The sequence below is a fragment of the Butyrivibrio hungatei DSM 14810 genome (assembly GCF_900143205.1).
Taxonomy (GTDB): Bacteria; Bacillota; Clostridia; order Lachnospirales; family Lachnospiraceae; genus Butyrivibrio; species Butyrivibrio hungatei.
The window spans coordinates 115879-135787 of sequence record NZ_FRDH01000007.1 but is presented as its reverse complement, the minus strand read 5'-3'; the positions used below and the strand labels follow the sequence as shown (position 1 = coordinate 135787).

Here is a 19909-nt window from a genome sequence, read left to right as displayed (position 1 = left end):
TGTATTTTTGTTTAGAAGGTAAGCTTTATGGCAACAGAAACCCTCAAAAACAAAATGAAAAAGATTGCAACTAAGAGCCTTCTGGTTCTGGTTCTTTTAGGCTGTCTTACAGCAATGTTCGCAATTCTTATTTTTTACAGGCTATACATTGTCTCCAAACAGAGTGTTATAAGTACCTGGAGCTACAATTCTGAGCAATTATCCCATAATGTTGATCATTATCTTAATACCCCTAAGGATGCCGTAATCTTCACATCTCAAGGTGTTGAAGAAATGATGGCTACTGGTCAGAGTAATGAGGAAATCCTCAAATACCTTGTGGCCGAGACAAAGGTTTATTCAAGCCTTATAGAGAGCAACAACACCGGAATATATGGCTATTGTAATGGTGAATATCTGGATGGTTCTGGATGGGATGTTCCGAAAGACTATGATGCCACCACTAGACCTTGGTATATTTCTGCGGTTGAGGCAGATGGAGACATAACTTTTGTTAAGCCATATATGAATATGCAGACGCAAAAATACATGATGTCTGTAAGTAAGCTTCTTTCCGATAAAAAAAGTGTTATTTCCATGGACATTTTCCTTGATAGCATACAGGACATAGAAGAGGATATCAGCAAGGCTGAGCAGATTGACTTTTCTATGTTAATAGATGATAGTGGCGTTGTAGTTGCCCATTCCATTAGTGAAGAGGTTGGTAAAAACTATCTCAAAGATGAGGTGGAACTTACAAGCCTGGTAAGAAGCGCTTTTTCCCAGAAAGAGGGAATGTTCATTACGGAAATTGATGGTAAAAAGAAGCTTGTCTTTTGCGATCTGATAAATAATGAGTGGAGCTCAATAATAGTATTAGATCAAAAGGCAGCCTTCAGAAATGCCAAGTATATCTATATGTCATCGGCACTTGCGCTTATCATCATTTTCTTTGCCTACTTCATGATCATCACTATTTATGATCACAAACAAAAAGAAGCAGGCCAGCTTCAAAGAGAGATAAGTGCCATAGGCGACATCTATACTTCTTTAAGCTTAGTTGATCTTGATAATCACACTATCAGAAAGCTCAGGGTCAGCGAGGTCTTGGATAAGTCCCTTGGCGGAAAGTATGAACTTCTTCTTGATCGTAATAGTGAATATATCAAAAAGCTTGTAGCAGAGCCTTTCCAGAATACCCTTATTGATTTTGCAGATCTTTCTACTCTTGAAGAGAGGTTAAAAGACATTAAGACCATAACCTGCGAATTTGTTGACGTTCACAACAGATGGCATCGAATGCAGTTCGTTGTGGCACAAAGAGATGAAGAAGGAAAGCTTCACCAGGTTTTGTGGGCCATAGAGTCTATAGATGAAGCAAAAAAGAGACAAGAGCACTATAAGAAGCTTGCAGAAACTGATGCCCTCACAGGAATCCTTAATCGAAGCGGTGGTGAGACCAAGATATATGAGGCATTAGGAAAAGATAAGATAGGAATGGTCCTCTTATTGGATGCAGATCACTTCAAATTTGTAAATGATACCTATGGTCATGACATGGGAGATCAGGTAATCATAGCTCTTGCAAGATGCCTTACAGAGACCTTTAGAGATTCTGACGTAGTATTTAGACTTGGCGGAGACGAATTTGCGGTATTTGCAGAAGGTGTAGAAGATAAAGAGATTGGAAGACTGGTAGTAGACAGATTGTTTAAGAATATTGATAATTTAGACTTCCCGGAAATGCCAGATTGGAGACTACAGGTAAGTATCGGAGCTGTATTTAGTAATGACTCTGAAAATGCTTATTTTAGCGACTTATATCAAAAAGCAGATAAAGCCATGTACGAGAGCAAACAACACAAAGGCTCATATGTGACTTTCTATGAAGAATAGATAAAAGAGAATAAATAAGAAGGGCTTCCTACATATATTAGTAGGAAGCCTGTTTTTTTATCATAGGAAATTGCTTCCTATTTTGAAATAGTATATTGTCTGATTATGGATCTGACAGTTGCCTCTAAGTGTGGCTTGAGGCTGTCTAGAGAAACCGGGTCATTGTACATGATGGAACTATAACCAGTAGAACCAACAAGCTCTATTATAAGGAAGAGCATGACCTCAGGATCTGAGAATTTAACTTCTGATTCCTCTACCATCTTTCTATAGATCTCAGCAAAATCAACGTCTTCATTAGTTAGTGGAGAAATGAGAGCTTTTTTGAATACTGCCCAGGAAAGGTCTTTGTATATGAATGCTAGTAGACCTTTATTGGCTTCAAGCTCATCTAAAACGTGATTGATTAAAAAGACGATTCTATCTTCAAAATTATGGATATCTGACTCTTCTAGGGCTGTGTAAGCCTGCATAAAGAGTTGACTGGATTTGTGAGCGATAAGTCTGTTTCTTATATCATACTTGTCCTTAAAGTACAGATAAAAAGTTCCTTTAGCAACTCCAGCTTTATTAACTATATCCTGAATGGATGTCTTGTTAATACCCTGAGAAGTAAATAATTCAAAGGATGTATTAAGAAGATTTTCCATCTTCATTTTTTTATTTTCGGCTGCTTTTCCCATTGATACACCTCTTATTTATAACATACCACAGATTGTTTGACCGGTGAGAAAAATTTTTAATAAAAATATTGACCAACGGTCAGAAAAGTGATATACCATATTTAGAAAATGACTAACGGTCATAAATCTGTTTCATGATTCATTATACGTTATTGAAAAAAATAATCAAGAAGCGTTTGAAACACTAGATTACACGAGGAGGAACGATTATGAACAAGCTTTCACATTTAATCGTAAAGCTAAGGTATGTTATACTGATTGCGGCAATAGCACTTCTTATTCCATCTGCAGTCGGATATTTTAACACAAGAGTCAACTACGATATCCTTACATACCTGCCAAAAGAAATTGAGACAATGCAGGGACAGGATATCCTGCTTGATCAGTTTGGCACCGGCTCTTTTGTCCTGTATGTAGTTGAGGGCATGGAGGAAAAGGATGTTGCTAATCTTAAATCACAGATAGAAAAAGTGGACCACGTTGCAGACGTTGTCTGGTACGATTCAGTAATGGACCTTTCGGTTCCAATGGAGATGCTTCCAACAGAGGTCTACGATGCATTCAATTCTGATGACTCCACAATGATGTTCATCGTATTCGATGAAGGAACATCAGCGGACGCCACAATGGATGCCATCGAGAATATCAGAAAGATCTCTAACAAGCAGTGCTTCATGAGTGGCATGAGTGCCATCGTAACAGACACCAAGAATATGGCAATGGCAGAGACTCCTATATATGTAGGAATCGCCGTACTTCTTGCAGTGATCGTTCTTTCACTTACAATGGATTCTTACCTTATACCGGTATTTTTCCTGTTAAGTATTGGAATGGCAATTGTTTACAACATGGGCACCAACGTCTTCAAGGGAGAGATTTCTTTCATAACCCAGTCACTGAGCGCAGTACTTCAGCTCGGCGTTACCTTGGACTATTCAATATTCCTGTGGCACAGCTATCAGGAAGAGCTTGATAAGAATGATAACAAAATGGATGCCATGGCAAATGCGATATCAGCCACATTCCAGTCAGTTATCGGAAGCTCAATAACAACAGTTGCCGGTTTCGTAGCTCTTTGTTTCATGAGCTTTACACTTGGTCTTGACCTGGGTGTAGTAATGGCTAAGGGTGTTATCTTCGGTGTAATTGGTTGCGTAACAATCCTTCCAAGTATGATCCTTATATTCGACAACCTCATTGAGAAGACCAAGCACAAACCACTTATGCCAGAGTTCAATAGAATTCCCAAGTTTGTAGCAAGGCATTACGGAATCTTCTTTGCAATATTCCTTGTGCTCCTGTTCCCGGCAATCTATGGTAACAACCACACAAGCGTTTATTATGACCTTACACAGACACTTCCTGACAAGCTTGAATCTGTACAGGGTGCCAAAAAGGTTGATGAAGAGTTTGAGATGAACTCAGCATACATGCTTCTTGTAGACAAGAATCTTGATTCAGCCAGCATGAATCAGATGATAAAAGAACTTAAGAACACAGATGGTATTCTTTCAGTCCTTAGCACAGATTCACTTATAGGACCTGCATTCCCAAGATCATTTATTCCAGATGATCTTTTGTCAGATCTGGAAAGTGACCAGTGGAAATTAGTTCTTTTGACAACAGATTACAAGATCGCATCTGACGAGATCAACAACCAGATCGAGACAGTAAACACTATCGTAAAGAGCTATGATCCAAAGGCTATGGTAGTTGGTGAAGCTCCTTGTACAAAGGACCTTATCAATATTACAAACCACGATTTCCAGGTAGTTAATACAGTTTCCATCGGACTTGTATTCCTGATCATTGCATTCGTACTTAAGTCCGTATCACTGCCATTCATCCTGGTTGCAGTTATAGAGTTTGCTATTTTTGTAAACATGGGACTTCCATTTTACACACATACAACAATACCTTTCATCTCATCAGTAGTTATCGGAACTATTCAGCTTGGTGCCACTGTTGACTATGCAATCCTTATGACAACAAGATACCTAAGCGAGAGAAATGCAGGACATGACAAGAAAGAAGCTACACTCATAGCTCTTTCAACAAGCATGAAGTCAGTAGTAGTAAGTGCCCTTTCATTCTTTGCAGCAACATTCGGTGTTGGCCTTATTTCCAGCATCGATATGATTGGATCACTTTGTAACTTAATGGCTAGAGGCGCCATCATCAGTATGTTCACAGTTCTTTTGGTGCTTCCTGCTATGTACATGATCTTTGACAAGCTGATCATGAGAACAACATTTGGCATGAACGTAGATACAGACCACAGACCTCATCTTGGAGACAGATTACATAGACATAAAGCTGCATGATCAAAAGTACTCGGCATAAAAAGCAGCTACATATAGATTAGGAGGAAAGAGAAATGATCAAGAAGAATTTGATGAAAACATTTTCAGTAATTATGGCCGCAATGCTTGCAATGATGACAGTTGCCTGCGGAGCAAATACAACAACAAGCGAATCAGCTCAGGCTGTTGAAGAGACTCAGGAAGAACAGAATCTTGAAAACAGCATGATGGCTAGCAGCGCAATCGCTTCTTCTGAGGGAGAGGCTGGCAAGGTCGAGACAGTATATGTTAAGGCTGATGCAAACGGCGCAGTAAACGACGTAGTAGTTAGCGAATGGCTCAAGAATTCAGATGCTTCTACAGAACTTACAGATACAACAGACCTTAAGGACATCGTAAACGTTAAGGGTTCTGAGACATTCACAGATAACGGCGATGGAACACTTACATGGAATGCAAGCGGCGCTGATATCTACTATCAGGGCACAACAGACAAAGAGCTTCCTGTTAAGATGAAGATCACATATACTCTCAATGGAAAAGAGATCACTCCAGAGGAGCTTGCAGGTAAGAGCGGAAGAGTTACGATCCGTTTCGAGTATGAGAACACAGAAAAGCAGACAGTAGAAGTTGATGGCAAGCAGATCGAAGTTTACACACCATTTGCAATGGTTTCAGGTATGATGCTTGATTCAGACAAGTTCACAAACGTTGAGATCTCAAATGGTAAGGTTATCTCAGACGGCGGTAACTACATCGTAATGGGTGTTGCAGTTCCTGGACTCAAGGAAAGCCTTAACATCGATGAAGACAAGTGGGAAGAGCTTGATTCTGATGGAGAGCTTGAGAACAAGCTTTCAAACTACTTCGAAGTAACAGCTGATACAACAAATTTCGAACTTGGCATGACGATCACAATGGCAAGCTCAGATATCCTTTCAGATTTCGGCCTTTCAGATCTTTCAGATTCATCCAAGATCGATGATCTCAAGGATGACATGGGAGAACTCAATGATGGTTCAACTCAGCTCGTTGATGGAACACAGACACTCAAGAATGGTACTTCAGATCTAAAAGATGGTGTTTCACAGCTCTATGATGGAACAAAAGAGTTAAAGGATGGTACACAGAGCCTTTATGAGGGCGTTGTAAAATATACAGACGGTGTTAGCCAGGTAAATGATGGTGCAGCTAAGCTTGCACAGGGCGCAGCTACAGCAAAGGATGGTTCTGGCCAGCTCGTTAACGGTATGAAAGATGCAGATATCGTTGGAAATGCTCAGAAGCTTGCAGATGGTGCCAAGCAGGTAAGTGATGGTGTCAACCTTCTTAGCGCAAAGCTTACAGGTATGTCAGATATGATGACTAAGCTTGAGGAGTATCAGACAATGCTTGGACAGATCCAGGCAGCTGAATCTTACCTTAAGGGTTCAGGTTCTTGGAGCGCAGATACAGCAACAGGATTTGGAATCATTTCTGATGGTAAGATTACAGATAAGGCTACAGCAGATGCTATTATCCAGGGTGCAAGTGCTACATCAACTGGTGTAACAACTCTTACTGGCGGCATCTCACAACTTGATGGTGGAATGACTCAGCTTAATCAGGGAATGACTACATTGACAACTACTGTTAATAGTCTTGCTAATTATGAAGAAAATACTCTTGATTATGATTATGATGAGCTTAATAAAGATGATGATCCAGATAAGGTAACTACGCCAGTACCAGATCCAAATCCAGATCCAAATCCAAATCCAGATCCAAATCCAAATCCAGATCCAAATCCAAATCCAGATGGTGGCAATGGCGATGGTGATGACGACAATAACAATGGTGGAAATTCAGATGACCTTGACCTCCTTAATTCATTAAGACCAGGAAATGGTAACACTGATGCAACTGGTGATGACGATGAAGAAGTTTCTACAGCAGATCTTCTTGGTACATCACTTTTTCAGACTAATGATGATGGATCAGTAACACTTACTAAGGATGAGTATGATAAACTGCTTAAGCAGGCTAATGATAACGCTGAAAAAGCCGGAAAATATGATGTTCTTCATGCAAAACTTGGAGAACTTAACACAAGTGTATCAACAATGAGCACAAGCGTTTCAGAAATGAGCAAAAGCGTTACAACAATGAAGGATAAATCAGCTGGTCTTCCAGAAGGTATGATGAAAGCGGTTCAGCCATATTATCAGTTACTTGGCGCAGCACAGTCAGCAGAGAAAGTACTTACACAGGCTTTAGGAAGTGCAAGCGCACTTGCTGGAAGCGGATCATCATCAAATGGTGATTCAATGGCAGCTCTTAAGATGCTCTCAGATGGTGCTAAGCAGGTTGCAGATGGTAACGCACAGCTTGCATCTGGTGTATCAACAATCTACAACGGAGCAGTTGCTCTTGATGAAGGTCTTGGACAGCTCAGCTCAGGTGCTTCAGAGCTTTCAAACGGAACAAGCACACTTGCTTCTAATAATGCAGAGCTTGTAGATGGAACTAAGAAGTTAAATGATGGTGCAGGTGAATTAAATAACGGTGTAAGCGAACTCAACGATGGCGCTATCAAGCTTGATGATGGCGTTCAGGAACTCCTTGATGGTATGACAAAGCTTGATGAAGAAGGTATCAAGAAGCTCTACGAAGCATTCGACGGAGATCTTTCAGAGTTCTCAGACAAGATGCAGGCAATTCAGATTGCAGGTGAGAACTACACATCCTTCGGTGGTGCAAACGCAGATGAAGACAGCAGCGTTAAGTTCATCATCAAGACAGACAGCATTAAATCACTTTGATCCTTATTCATGGATGGAATGATAAAAAACGCGGTAGCGAGAGCTACCGCGTTTTTTACATTATTTTTATTGCAACAGAGTCATAACTCCTTGCTTGGTCTGATTAGCTTGAGCAAGTACCATCTGGCCTGATTCCATCAGAAGGTTGTGAGTTGATAGTCTTGATGACTCAGAAGCCATCTCTGTGTCTCTTATTCTTGTTTCAGAAGCCTGAACGTTTTCTCTAGTGTTAGCTACGTTGTTGTAAGCGTGTTCCAGGCTGTTTTGGTAACTTCCGAAGGTTGAGCGCTCTTTTGATACAGCATTAAGTGCGGTCTTGGCTTGTGTAATGGCTGATAGAGCTGCACTTGTAGTAAGGGTATTGGTTCCTGAAAGGCCAATAACACCAAGATTCATAGGGCTCCACTGCATGATGACCTGCTGCACATCAGCTTCATTAGGAGAAGCCTGAATCACGATACCCTTTACAGGTGGAACAACAACTATATTGTTGAAATCATGCTCTAGTACAGACTTACCGGAAGGCTGAGGGGTAAGTTCCCTGTAGGCACGGCCATTGAAATTAAGGTTTATAGCCACGTTGCCAGTTAATGCGCTATCAAGGTTTGAATAACTGATATTGTGTCTAAAGGTAAAGGCACTGTCAGCAGTGTAGTTTTCATCCATATATTGCTGCGTATGATTTAAAGTATTTCCACCATTTGAGAGGTATGTATTGCTGGTCGAACTGTGGCCTGAGTCAGCGGAAGTGTTACTATTAAAAGCTTCATTAAAGCTAGTTCCTGCAGCAGTAAGGTCTGCTACTTCTTCAGCAGTAAGGGTAGTTGCGTTTGTATATTCATAGTCTGTATTTGTTCTGGTAAAGGTAGTTACAGTATCTTTATCATATCTAAGTCTTACAGGTTCAGCAGCGGTCTGTTGCATAGTACTACTTCCAAGAGATCCAGAATACTTTACTTCATAATCCTTTGTCCAGCGGTATTTGTCGTCAGTTCGCATGGCCGTATTTGTTACGGTTGTAGCCTGAGTGTATTTGTAGTAGGTATCAGTAGCAGTGTCATGATAGTAATAATCAGCATAAGTGGTATTACTAGATGATGAAGTAGCACGAGTTGAGGACGAAATAGGAGAGCTGTGCTCAGTTTCTGAACCTTCAACATAGGTCTTTGTCCATGTGATATTTCCTGTCATGGCAGCAGAACCATCAAAATTTCTGCCATATTCCTTCTGCATGAGAAAAGAGTCTTTTCCATCCACTGCGATATTAGTATTAGTGATTGATAAGGATGAGCCATCACTTGGAGAAGTTGAAAAATAACCGCTATTATGTATCTCACCATCAAGCTTAGTGTTATCCATAGCCTCTATAACTTGAGACTGGCTGGATACGTCTGCCAGCTGAAAACTAAAGCCTACAGCCAGAGAGGAATCAGGGCTATCATAGCGGTAAACAGCTTCTGTATCAAAGGTGGTATCGGACTGACCATTAGAATCGTTGTCGATACCCCAGTCTACGATAGGATAGTTTGTATTGTGGGTATCAGATTCAAGGTGCGGGCCTTGGTGACTAAAACTACTCCATGGAGTAACACTTGTAGAGGTGCCTGTAGTAGTATTTTTAACAGAGATACCTGTTGTATTGGCACTTATTACGTAGTCATCCATGAAGGCATTTTTATTACTGTTAGTAGCATATACCTTATTGCTGGCTGGATAGCTGACGATATTCCTTGATGTTTGGGATGATACGGAAGTTGTCCAATAGGTTGGCTCTAAAAGTCCTTCACCTCGGATGCCTTTTATGATATCACTGCGGTCATCACCTTCTTCAACGTAAAAAGAGATATCCATACCGTGGAATTTAAAGCCATAGGTTCCGGCTGTAATTGCGCCACTGATACCCATATCCGTCCAGGTTGTTGCAAGGACCTCATTTACATATATGCCGGTTTCGTTGGCGTTCCAGTTGTAGATTCTCTGGACCTTATCCAGCGTATCGCCTTTATTTAACTTGAGATGCACATTTTCGCCATCCCACAGCTTGAATTCGACGTCTATATCTGATTTTGCTTCGCCGGTTGGATCAAGGTCCAAGCCTTTAGCATTTAATTCTGAGATATTGTATCTTACATTGTTGAATTCAAGGCCGCCAAGAACACCTTCGCTGCTGTAAAAGATCTGCATATCATAAGGCTCAGGGCTTCCACCAACTGAAGGTATATATGGGGTATTAAAGATAGGGATTTCATTGAAGGTAGCAACATGGAAAATGCGTTCGATCTCATTTTTTATCTGTTGTACTTCAGAATCAATATAAGAACGATCCTGGTCTGTCAGAGTATCGTTAGAGCCTTTGACAGCAAGTTCGTTAATTCTCTGGATCATGTCATGGACTTCATTAAGATAGCCATCAGCAACCTGGCACAGACTTATGCCATCCTGGATATTGTCCATGTTTTGGGTAAGTCCTCGTATTTCACGGCGCATTTTTTCACTGATAGCAAGCCCTGCAGCGTCGTCTGCTGCACGGTTGATACGGTATCCAGAAGAAAGCTTTTCTGTAGATTTCTTTCTGTTATCTGTATTTATTTTTATCTGGCGCTGTGCGGAAATAGCGGCTATGTTGTGCTGTATTACCATTTTTTTACCCAATAAAAATAATCAGTAAGTTACACATTGTTTATCGTCACTTTTTGCTCAAGAAATAATAACTTTTTGAAATAATATATTATAATAAATAGGAAACATGAAATTAACTTGTCTATGCCTTGGTGGGGGTGTTAATATGGCTAGAAATCACGAAGTTACTAATTCTCACGCACTGTTAAATGGTCAGGGTGAACTGATAGAGCCTGGCTGGTCAAGATCTCTTTTGCAAGTATATGACAGAAACAAGATCAAGGCGCCAAAGTGGCGTATCAAGGAGTGGGACTACTATCTTGTCCTTTCAGAAAAGTTCGCAGGAGCCTTCACAATCTCAGATGATGGCTATATTGGCCTTCAGTCCGTATCTCTTTTGGAATTCGGAGATGATCCACATGAACATACAGAAAGTGTTATAAATCTGCTTCCTATGGGCAAATTGGGACTGCCTTCAAGTTCAGCTAGCGGCGTGACAGCCTATGCTGATGACAGGCTTCAGATGCGCTTTGAAGCCCTTAATGGCAAGCGTCACATTGTCTGCCGTTTTGATAGATTTAATGGGGAAAAGAGCTTTGACTGCGATATAGTCTTGGAGCAGCCACCGATGGAATCCATGGTCATCGCAACTCCATGGGACAAAAAGCATGCATTTTACTATAACCAGAAGATCAACTGCATGAGAGCTTCAGGCTACATGGAGTATGATGGTAAAAAATATGAGTTTGATCCAAAGACTGATTTTGGAACCCTGGATTGGGGCCGAGGCGTCTGGACCTATGATAATACCTGGCATTGGGGATCAGGTAACTGTGATATAAATGGCAAGTCTTTTGGCTTTAATATAGGTTATGGCTTTGGTAATACCACTGCAGCAACGGAAAATGTGATATTCTATGACGGAAAGGTCCATAAACTTGACGATGTCACCTTCCATATTCCTGCAAATTCATACATGGAGCCATGGAAGTTCACATCATCTGATGGAAGGTTTGAAATGGACTTTGTTCCTGTGCTTGATAGAGCAGCATGCCTTGATTTTAAGGTGATAGTATCTGATCAGCATCAGGTATTTGGTAAGATGAGCGGAACTGCAATACTTGACGATGGTACCAAGATAGAGATAAGAGATGTTATGTGCTTTGCAGAGAAGGTGCATAACAGATATTAATAAGATTGTTAAAAAAACGGGTAAAGAAATGTACAACAAGGAAGAAATTGAAAAAATAGTTGATGCACAAAGGGAGTTCTTTTTGAGAGGAGAGACTCTTGATGTTAACTGGAGGATCCAGCAGCTTAAGAAATTAAAAAAGGCTGTTATTGATAATGAAAAAGAGCTTGAAAAGGCTCTTTCGGATGATCTTGGAAGAGCTCCGTTAGAGGCATATTTTTGTGATATTGGAAGCCTTATTTTGGAACTCAATGAGACCATTAGAGGACTAAAGCGCTGGGCTAGACCGGAGACCCATTTTAGCGGTTTTCACTGCTTTCCAAGTATTGTCACAAAGGTTTACAAGATGCCTTACGGCGTTTCACTTATAATAAGCCCTTTTAATTTTCCGGTTCTTTTATCCCTTGGTGTCCTGGCAGCAAGCCTTGCAGGTGGAAATACAGCTGTGATCAAGACAAGTTCCAAGTCAGTTCATTGTACTGAGGTAGTTAAGAGGATAGTAGCAGATACATTTTCGCCAGAATACGTAACTGTCATAGATGGTGGCCATGATGTGGCTGATATGTGCCTTCAGCAGCGTTTTGACAAGATCTTTTACACAGGATCTCCCAAGGTTGGCGTCCATGTACTAGAAGAAGCTGCCAAGAACCTTACATCTACAGCTCTTGAGCTTGGGGGCGAGACTGGAAACTGGGCAATAGTCAGGAAGGATGCTGATCTTAAGGATGCCGCTAGGAAGATTGCTTTTTTCAAGATTCTTAATAGCGGCCAGATCTGCATTAACGTCAATCAGGTGGCTGTGGCTGAGGAAGTTAGCGATGAGTTTGTAAAAGAGCTAAAGAATGCTTTTAATACTCAGATCGGTGAAAATCCTACTGTTAATTCAGAGTATCCGCATCTGATAAATGAAGGTGCTTACAAGAAATGTGCTGATACAGCGGATAAATATAGGGACAGAATAGTGCTTGGTGGCTATGGAGATGAGAAGACGCTTCGCTATGCGCCAACTGTAATATTCCCTGTGGATAAGGATGAAGAGGTCGTTCAAAGAGAGCTCTTTTCCCCGCTTCTTCCTGTGGTTACCTACAAGGATGCAGAGATTGACGGCCTTCTTGATACTATTTCAAGAAGAGAAAAGGGGCTTTCACTATATCTTTTCACTAGGAATATTAAATGGGCCAAGAAGACTATGCAGCGCATGCAATTTGGCGGAGGTTGTATCAATGAAGTCTGCCTTCACATGATGGTAAAGGGCGTGCCATTTAATGGTGTTGGTCATTCCGGAATGGGCGCATATCACGGTAAGTGGGGATTTATGGAATTTACACATCCTCAGACTGTGCTCATTGGTTCAAATAAGTTTAACCTGTCTATGAGAGAGCACCCTTATAGCGCTGGATTAAAGGGGAAGTTTATCAGATTATTTGAAAAATAAAGAAAACATGCGGTTCTATAGGAGTTTTTGGTGATGGTAGTTAAAAACGGTCTGGTTTTTGTGGAAAACCTTGGATTTCAGAAAAAAAATGTGGAAATAAAGGATGGATTATTTACGAGAATCGTGGATGAGGATATATCTGGTGATGAGGTAATAGATGCCTCTGGATGCTATGTGATTCCCGGACTTGTGGACGTTCACCTTCATGCGGCTGTTGGACATGATTTTTGCGATGAGGATGATAAGGGGCTTTCGGAGATCCTTAAATATGAGCTTAAGAGCGGGATAACAAGTCTTTGTCCTACATCCATGACTTTCCCTGAGGATAAGCTCTCTAGAGTTTTTGAAACTATTGCAGGTCACAAGGGAGCTGATGATGAAGCTGATATCATCGGTATCAACATGGAGGGACCTTTTATTGCTGAGAAAAAGAAGGGCGCTCAAAAGGCTGATTATATCAGAAATCCTGATGTAGACATGTTTTTAAGACTTCAGGACAAAGCAAAGGGACTTATAAAGCTCTGCGATATTGCTCCTGAAAATCCTGGAGGAATGGAGTTTATAAAGGCTCTTAAAGACAAGGTTGTTATATCAATTGCTCACACTGATGCGGATTATGAGACTGCCATGGAAGCCTTCAAAAATGGCGCATGGCATGTAACTCATTTATATAATGCCATGAACGGCTTTACCCACAGGGCTCCTGGAGTTGTGGGAGCAGTTAGTGACTGTGATGGCGTGTACGCTGAGCTTATCTGCGACGGCGTTCATATAAATCCTGCTTCTGTAAGGGCAACCTTCAAGATGCTTGGGGATGATAGGATCGTTCTTATCAGCGATTCTATGATGGCAGCAGGCCTTGATGCTGGTCAGTATGAGCTGGGAGGCCAGGAGGTCTTTGTACATGGTAACAAGGCAACTCTGGCTGATGGCACTATCGCTGGTTCAGTTACTAACCTTATGAACTGTATGAAGACTTTGGTAAAAGAGATGGATATTCCGCTGGAGTCAGCTGTTAAGTGCGCTACTATCATTCCTGCAAGGTCTATTGGGGTAGAAGACAAGGTTGGTAGCATTGAAGTTGGTAAGAAGGGTGATCTTGTAATACTTGATAAGGATCTTGAGATCGTAAGAGTTATCAAATCTTGAGAGCTTGGATGTTCTTATTTTTGCTATGGAATGATATATATGTAGATGCTAAAAATCGGAAAATTTGGGGAATTGTTTGGAGGAAAATATGCCGATACTAGGAGCGTTTATGGTGCCGCATCCGCCACTTATCGTGCCGGAAGTTGGAAAGGGCGGAGAAGCGCAGATTGCTGAGACTACAAGTTCATATGAGAGGGTTGCCGAGGCTATTGCTGAGCTTGAACCGGAAACAATAGTAATAACAAGCCCTCACGCCACTATGTATGCTGACTATTTTCATATTTCACCTGGAAATGCTGCTACAGGCTCTTTTGCAAGATTTGGAGCAGGAGGAGTCAAGTTCCTTGAGGAATACGACAGGCCTTTGATCAAAGAAATATGCAAGATTGCCGATAGCTTTTCTTTTCCCGCAGGAACAGATGGTGAGATAGATAGAGACCTTGACCATGGAACCATGGTACCCCTGTGGTTCATCAGAAAGAAGTATAAGGGCGGCAAGATAGTTCGAGTTGGCCTGTCAGGGCTTCCATTGACGGATCACTACAGGCTTGGCCAGATCATCAAGGATGCTGCAGACAAGACTGGCAGAAAGGTAGTAGTTGTAGCAAGTGGAGACCTTTCACACAAGCTAAAGGACTACGGCCCATACGGCTATGCCCCAGAGGGACCGGTTTATGACCAGAAGATCATGGATGTGTGCGGCAGAGGGGCATTTGGAGAGCTATTTGACTTTGACGAGTCTTTTTGTGAGAAGGCAGCTGAGTGCGGCCACAGGTCTTTTGTCATAATGGCAGGAACCCTGGACGGAGTAAAGGTAAGTGCAAAGAGACTGTCCCATCAGGATATTACAGGCGTAGGCTATGGAATTTGCATGTTCTACCCTGTGGAGCCTGACAAAAAGAGGCGTTTTCTTGATTCTTTTTTTAAGAGAAAGGAAGAGGAAGTGGAGCAGAGTAGGAAAAAGGCAGACCCTTATGTAAAACTTGCTATAAAGTCTCTTGAAAGCTATATCCTAAGGCGTGAAGTCATCTCTATTCCAGACGACCTTCCTGAGGAGCTTTTGACAAGAAAGGCAGGAGCCTTCGTTTCAATTCATGAACACGGGCGCCTTCGCGGCTGCATTGGAACTATAGGGCCTACTCAGGATAATCTTGCTCTTGAGATCATCAATAATGCTATCAGCGCATCCACAAGAGATCCAAGGTTCAGGCCTATCACTGCAGATGAACTGGGATTTTTGGAAGTTAACGTTGATGTTTTGTCTGAACCTGAATATATCACGTCTGTGGATCAGTTGGATGTGAAGCGCTATGGCGTTATCGTATCAAGTGGCAGGAAGAGAGGACTTCTTTTACCTGACCTTGATGGCGTAGATACTATCGAAGAGCAGATCGCTATAGCAATGCAAAAGGGCGGAATCACCGAGGACGAGGAGGTTCAGCTCCAGAGATTCGAAGTTATTCGACATTTTTGAGCCCTAGGGAGGTCGGTTAGGGCTCATTTTGGGGGAAATGTGATATGGCTAAGTGCGGAGTATGTTACAGGCAGTGCGAAATACCAGAGGACGGTAGAGGTTTTTGCGGTGTTAGAGGTTGTATAAACGGTACCATTAGGCCCCTTAACTACGGCAAGATTACCAGCATAGCTCTTGATCCTATAGAAAAGAAGCCGCTTTCCATGTATATGCCTGGAAGCCTGATTCTATCTGTGGGTAGCTACGGTTGTAACCTTAGGTGCCCATTTTGCCAGAACTACGACATTTCCTGGTCGGATTATGCCTACAAGCTTGAGGAGGACGCAAGATTCATGTCTCCAGAAGAGCTTGCCGGCATGGCACGCATGTACAAAAATCAAGGCAACATCGGCGTTGCCTTTACTTATAATGAGCCCCTGATTGGCTATGAGTATGTTCGCGATACTGCAAGGCTCGTTCATGACCGCGGTATGAAGAACGTCCTTGTAACTAATGGTATGGCTAGTCTTGATGTTCTAAAAGAGCTTATTCCCTATATTGATGCAATGAATATTGATCTAAAGAGCTTTACTGACTACTTTTACGACGAGCTTATCCTTGGAAACCGCAAGATGGTCATGAATTTCATCAAAGAAGCTGTAAAGCACTGCCATGTTGAGCTTACAACGCTCATTATTCCTAGGGAGAATGACACAGTCCGCGAGATGGAGCTTTTATCTTCCTGGATCGCGTCCCTTGAGGATGTCTACGGTGGCAAGTCTGGCAAGGACATTCCGCTTCATATATCTCGCTTTTTCCCTAGATTTAACATGACTGACAGAGAGCCTACTTCTGTGGACCTAGTCTATAAGCTCGCTGACGTGGCAAGAAAAGAGCTTAAGAATGTATTTACTGGGAATTGCTAAAAATGAGCCCCAGGGACGGAGGTTGTGGCTCATTTTTGATGCTTGGGGCGGATGTTTGTGGCTTTTGGCCCGCCTCAGCCATACAAGAATAGCTGATTTTACCTGCATTCGCTGGATATTGGTGATTGCAGGTATTGTTTTGGGCATTTTTGCTGGGATATCCGATAGTTTTTTACCTGCATTTACGCTGAAATTGAATTTGCAGGTATATAATTGCGCCTTAAGGTATTCTCAGATAAAAAATTCATTACCTGCATCAAGATAAAAACAAAACTTGCAGGTAATACGCAATTGACCTCTTGGAACAAGAAAATATTGATTGCTAAATATTTGCGTGACAATTATACTAACAAATAACTATTTTCAGACAAGACTTGAAGGAGAGAGTATGAAAGAAAAGCTAAAGAAAATATTAGACACATGCCACAAATATAATTCTGAGCACATGATGCTTGAAACTTTTGGACTCAGAGATGACATCATGTATGACGCTCTTGTTGTTGCACCTAGCTTTACTCCTTATAAGCTTCATATGGATCAATATTGTAAAGTGACTACCTTGAGGGAATCTGCTTATCTTGGTGGATATCTTGTAGAAAAGGATAATTTTAAGATTGCGTGGATCAAGACAGCATCTTCTGCTAGTAATCTTATTGATCATCTTACGCTCTGCGCTGAGCTATCTTTCAAAAAAGCTATTTTCATTGGAGCTGTTGGAGCGCTTAAAGAAGATTTCCATGTAGGAAATGTGTGCACGCCATCCTATTCTATCTCTGGAAACTACGCGGATTCATTTTTGATGAAAGAATCAATTCGAGATAATATGCTTTTTTCAAAGGTATACCCTGACAAGAACTTTATAGATGAGGTAATTGGTCTTGGAAAGAAGCGTGGCTATGATATTCGTATCGGAAGTGTGTTCTGTACACCATCTATTGCGCTTGAATACATACATTTGGATGAAATACGTTCTTTTGATACAGACCTTATTGAAATGGAAACAAGCTCTTTTTATCTTGTTGCAGACCTGTTAGAAGTACCTGCTGTAGCGCTTCTTGTTGTTTCTGACAATTCTGCAACAGGAGTAGCGCTTGTTGGTAGGACTGATGAGGAACAAGAACAGTATGACAAGGGCAGAAATGTGGTGCTGCCAGATATGATTCTTGCAGTTGCTGGAATGTGAGGCACAGATAATAAAGCTATTTAAATTAAGGGGAAAACATGTATTATCACGCATCATCGCATGGAAATATAAAGGTGCTAGAACCAAGAATTTCTAATCATGGGATACCACTTATTTATTTTTCCAAGAAAAAGGAGAATGTACTTGTATATCTAAGCAATGCAGTAGAGAAGTATTGCAAGGATACTAAATTTAATTATGATGGGAACTGGATGAAGTGGGGGCCATACGGATTTACCAAGGACGGGAAATTACAAATTCAAGAGTATTATCCAAATGCCCTTGAGAATACATATCGAGGAGTGGCTGGTTATATCTACCGTGTAGAAAATATAGAGGATTCAGGATTTGAAGTACAGATACCTGACGCAGCAACAAGCAGTTTTTCTGTTGTAGTGGATGGAGTCGAGTACGTTACGGATGCTTATGAAACAATCATCGAGGCTGAAAATAAAGGGCTGATCGAGGTTGTGCGTTATGAAGATATCTCTTCTAAGATGAAGGATTGGATTGTTAGAACTATCCCGGAAGAGTACAAGACGGCAGAAAATCATCCGGAATATAGGCATTTCCTAAAGGGGATGTTTGCCGATATTCTAAATATGTGACTAATGCGAAAGAACCTGCAAGATATTTTCTTGCAGGTTCTTTTTGAAAATGAGCCACAAACCCCGTCCCTATGGCTCATTTATTTTATTACAACAAAAGTCTGAGCATCCATCTTGAGCTCTTCTCTGTCAAAAGACACATCACCAATCTTGTGGATGATCTCACCCTTTACAGGAAGCTTAAGTGATACAGCCTTATCTGAAGGATTAATACCCACGATCAATTCCCCTCTCTTAAATATAAATGGAAACTGATTTTTCTGAGCAAATACAACTTCAAATGAGCCATCTGCCTGAAGGTCTGCATATTCATGGCGGAGAGCGATAAGTCTTTTAACTTCTGATAAAAGAGATGTCTCGTCAGCAAGCTGTGCCTCAACAGTTGGAGCATCTACGCTCTTATCCTGTGGAAGGTAGAGCTTATCTTCAGAAGCATCTGAGAAACCATAGTTTTTGGAACTATCCCACTGCATAGGTGTTCTGGTGCCGGTTCTGGTGTAACCGCCCTCCTTAGTAGGAATATCAAGATACTTCATTCCAATTTCATCACCGTAGTAGATAAATGGAACACCAGGAAGTGTCAAAAACATGGCATATGCTATCTTAAGTTCCGCAGGAGAAAGAGTTCTTGCAGGTCTTGGTGTGTCGTGGTTACAGGTAATGAAGCTGATGTAGCCGTCCTCTTTGGTATCCTTGTACTTTGGAAGATAGTCATTGAGAAAGCGCATAATGTCGCCCTGACCGTCTTTTTTGAGGAAACTATGATCACCACCCTCTGTCTCATAGTCGCGAAGAAGAGTGTTGTAGCCATTTCTCTGATGATCAAGATAAAAGTCTGAGTGGAAGCCGTTTTTAAGAGCCTGCCAAGGATTTGACCACTCTGAAATAATGGATGCTTCTGGATATTCTTTATCAAGCATTTCTCTGATATTTCTCCAGATCTTGCCAGTAGCTGACTTGCTCTCATCATCGTCTTTTACCAGAGAATCAGCCATATCCACGCGGAAACCATCGCAGCCGTGGTCCAGCCAGAATCTCATGATGTCCTTCATGGCCTCTCTAGTTGCAATACATGCCGGATGATCAGGTGGAAGCTGCCATTCCTCAGTCCTATTAAGGAAACCGTAGTTAAGAGCCGGCTGGCATTTAAAGAAATTAAGCATGTAGCAGCCGTCTCTGTCAGCCTCACCGCCAACATATGGGTGACCAGCTATTCCGTGGAACCAGCATTTGGTCCACACGTAGCGGTCTGTATATTCATTTTCCTCAGCTTTTTTGCTCTCCTGAAACCATGGATGTTCCTCTGATGTGTGACCAGGAACAAGGTCAAGGAGCACATGAATGCCCTTATTGTGAGCGACCTCAAAGAGTCTGTACGCGTCTTCATTAGTTCCATAGCGCTCTGCAACCTTCTTGTAATCCCTAACGTCGTAGCCACCGTCCTTGAAAGGAGAGTCGTAGATAGGATTGATCCAAAGGGCATTGCAGCCAAGATCCTTTACGTAATCAAGCTTTTCTATGATACCTTGAATATCGCCGATACCATCGCCATTTGTATCTTTGAATGATTGCGGATAAATCTCGTAGAAAACTGCGTCTTTTAACCAGTTAGGCATAATTGTCCTCCCAAATACATTAAGTGCGGAATTTCTGCTATAATTGTGTTAAAAGAAATTCCGGTA

14 protein-coding genes are annotated in these 19909 nt (G+C 41.5%); 11 read left to right on the top strand and 3 right to left on the bottom strand.

Annotation, left to right across the window (positions count from 1 at the left end; all coding sequences use genetic code 11):
* Positions 1–27: 27 nt before the first annotated feature.
* A complete protein-coding gene (locus tag BUA02_RS09560) occupies positions 28–1875 on the top strand; it encodes a sensor domain-containing diguanylate cyclase (RefSeq protein ID WP_072703371.1) in 1848 nt (615 codons plus the stop codon).
* Positions 1876–1952: 77 nt separating this feature from the next.
* Here BUA02_RS09560 and BUA02_RS09555 read toward each other — a convergent pair whose 3' ends face one another.
* Positions 1953–2558: a TetR/AcrR family transcriptional regulator gene (locus tag BUA02_RS09555; protein WP_072703368.1), complete on the bottom strand. Its 606-nt coding sequence runs from the start codon at positions 2556–2558 to the stop codon at positions 1953–1955.
* Positions 2559–2767: 209 nt separating this feature from the next.
* Here BUA02_RS09555 and BUA02_RS09550 point away from each other — a divergent pair, with 209 nt between their 5' ends.
* Positions 2768–4882 (top strand): efflux RND transporter permease subunit, encoded by a 2115-nt coding sequence (locus BUA02_RS09550; protein ID WP_083572722.1) that lies wholly within the window; start codon positions 2768–2770, stop codon positions 4880–4882.
* Positions 4883–4935: 53 nt separating this feature from the next.
* Positions 4936–7662, top strand: coding sequence for a hypothetical protein (locus BUA02_RS09545; RefSeq protein WP_072703362.1), 2727 nt, complete (start codon positions 4936–4938; stop codon positions 7660–7662).
* A gap of 66 nt (positions 7663–7728) precedes the next feature.
* On the opposite strand, the gene BUA02_RS09540 is transcribed toward BUA02_RS09545, so the two are convergent.
* Positions 7729–10302 carry a flagellin N-terminal helical domain-containing protein gene (locus BUA02_RS09540; protein WP_072703359.1) on the bottom strand — a complete coding sequence of 858 codons (2574 nt, stop codon included), beginning with the start codon at positions 10300–10302 and terminating at the stop codon, positions 7729–7731.
* A 145-nt stretch (positions 10303–10447) separates the two neighbouring features.
* On the opposite strand from BUA02_RS09540, the gene BUA02_RS09535 reads away from it, so the two are divergent.
* From BUA02_RS09535 to BUA02_RS09500, 8 genes are all read left to right on the top strand, one after another.
* Positions 10448–11473, top strand: a complete 1026-nt coding sequence (locus BUA02_RS09535; protein ID WP_072703356.1) for a DUF2804 domain-containing protein — start codon at positions 10448–10450, stop codon at positions 11471–11473.
* Positions 11433–12908 (top strand): aldehyde dehydrogenase family protein, encoded by a 1476-nt coding sequence (locus BUA02_RS09530; RefSeq protein WP_242946496.1) that lies wholly within the window; start codon positions 11433–11435, stop codon positions 12906–12908. Before BUA02_RS09535 ends, BUA02_RS09530 begins: the two co-directional genes overlap by 41 nt.
* A gap of 33 nt (positions 12909–12941) precedes the next feature.
* Entirely contained in the window at positions 12942–14057 is a 1116-nt protein-coding gene (gene nagA / locus BUA02_RS09525) for an N-acetylglucosamine-6-phosphate deacetylase (RefSeq protein ID WP_072703353.1), read from the top strand.
* An 88-nt stretch (positions 14058–14145) separates the two neighbouring features.
* Positions 14146–15531: an AmmeMemoRadiSam system protein A gene (amrA, locus tag BUA02_RS09520; protein ID WP_072703350.1), complete on the top strand. Its 1386-nt coding sequence runs from the start codon at positions 14146–14148 to the stop codon at positions 15529–15531.
* A gap of 44 nt (positions 15532–15575) precedes the next feature.
* Entirely contained in the window at positions 15576–16436 is an 861-nt protein-coding gene (gene amrS, locus BUA02_RS09515; RefSeq protein WP_072703347.1) for an AmmeMemoRadiSam system radical SAM enzyme, read from the top strand.
* A complete protein-coding gene (locus BUA02_RS09510) occupies positions 16414–16701 on the top strand; it encodes a hypothetical protein (protein WP_072703344.1) in 288 nt (95 codons plus the stop codon). Before amrS ends, BUA02_RS09510 begins: the two co-directional genes overlap by 23 nt.
* A 123-nt stretch (positions 16702–16824) precedes the next feature.
* A complete protein-coding gene (locus BUA02_RS09505; protein WP_072703341.1) occupies positions 16825–17619 on the top strand; it encodes a phosphorylase family protein in 795 nt (264 codons plus the stop codon).
* A 38-nt stretch (positions 17620–17657) separates the two neighbouring features.
* Positions 17658–18227, top strand: a complete 570-nt coding sequence (locus tag BUA02_RS09500) for a hypothetical protein (RefSeq protein WP_072703338.1) — start codon at positions 17658–17660, stop codon at positions 18225–18227.
* An 80-nt stretch (positions 18228–18307) separates the two neighbouring features.
* Here the strand turns inward: BUA02_RS09500 and BUA02_RS09495 are convergent, their stop codons facing one another.
* Positions 18308–19843 carry an alpha-amylase family glycosyl hydrolase gene (locus BUA02_RS09495; RefSeq protein WP_072703336.1) on the bottom strand — a complete coding sequence of 512 codons (1536 nt, stop codon included), beginning with the start codon at positions 19841–19843 and terminating at the stop codon, positions 18308–18310.
* Positions 19844–19909 lie beyond the last annotated feature (66 nt).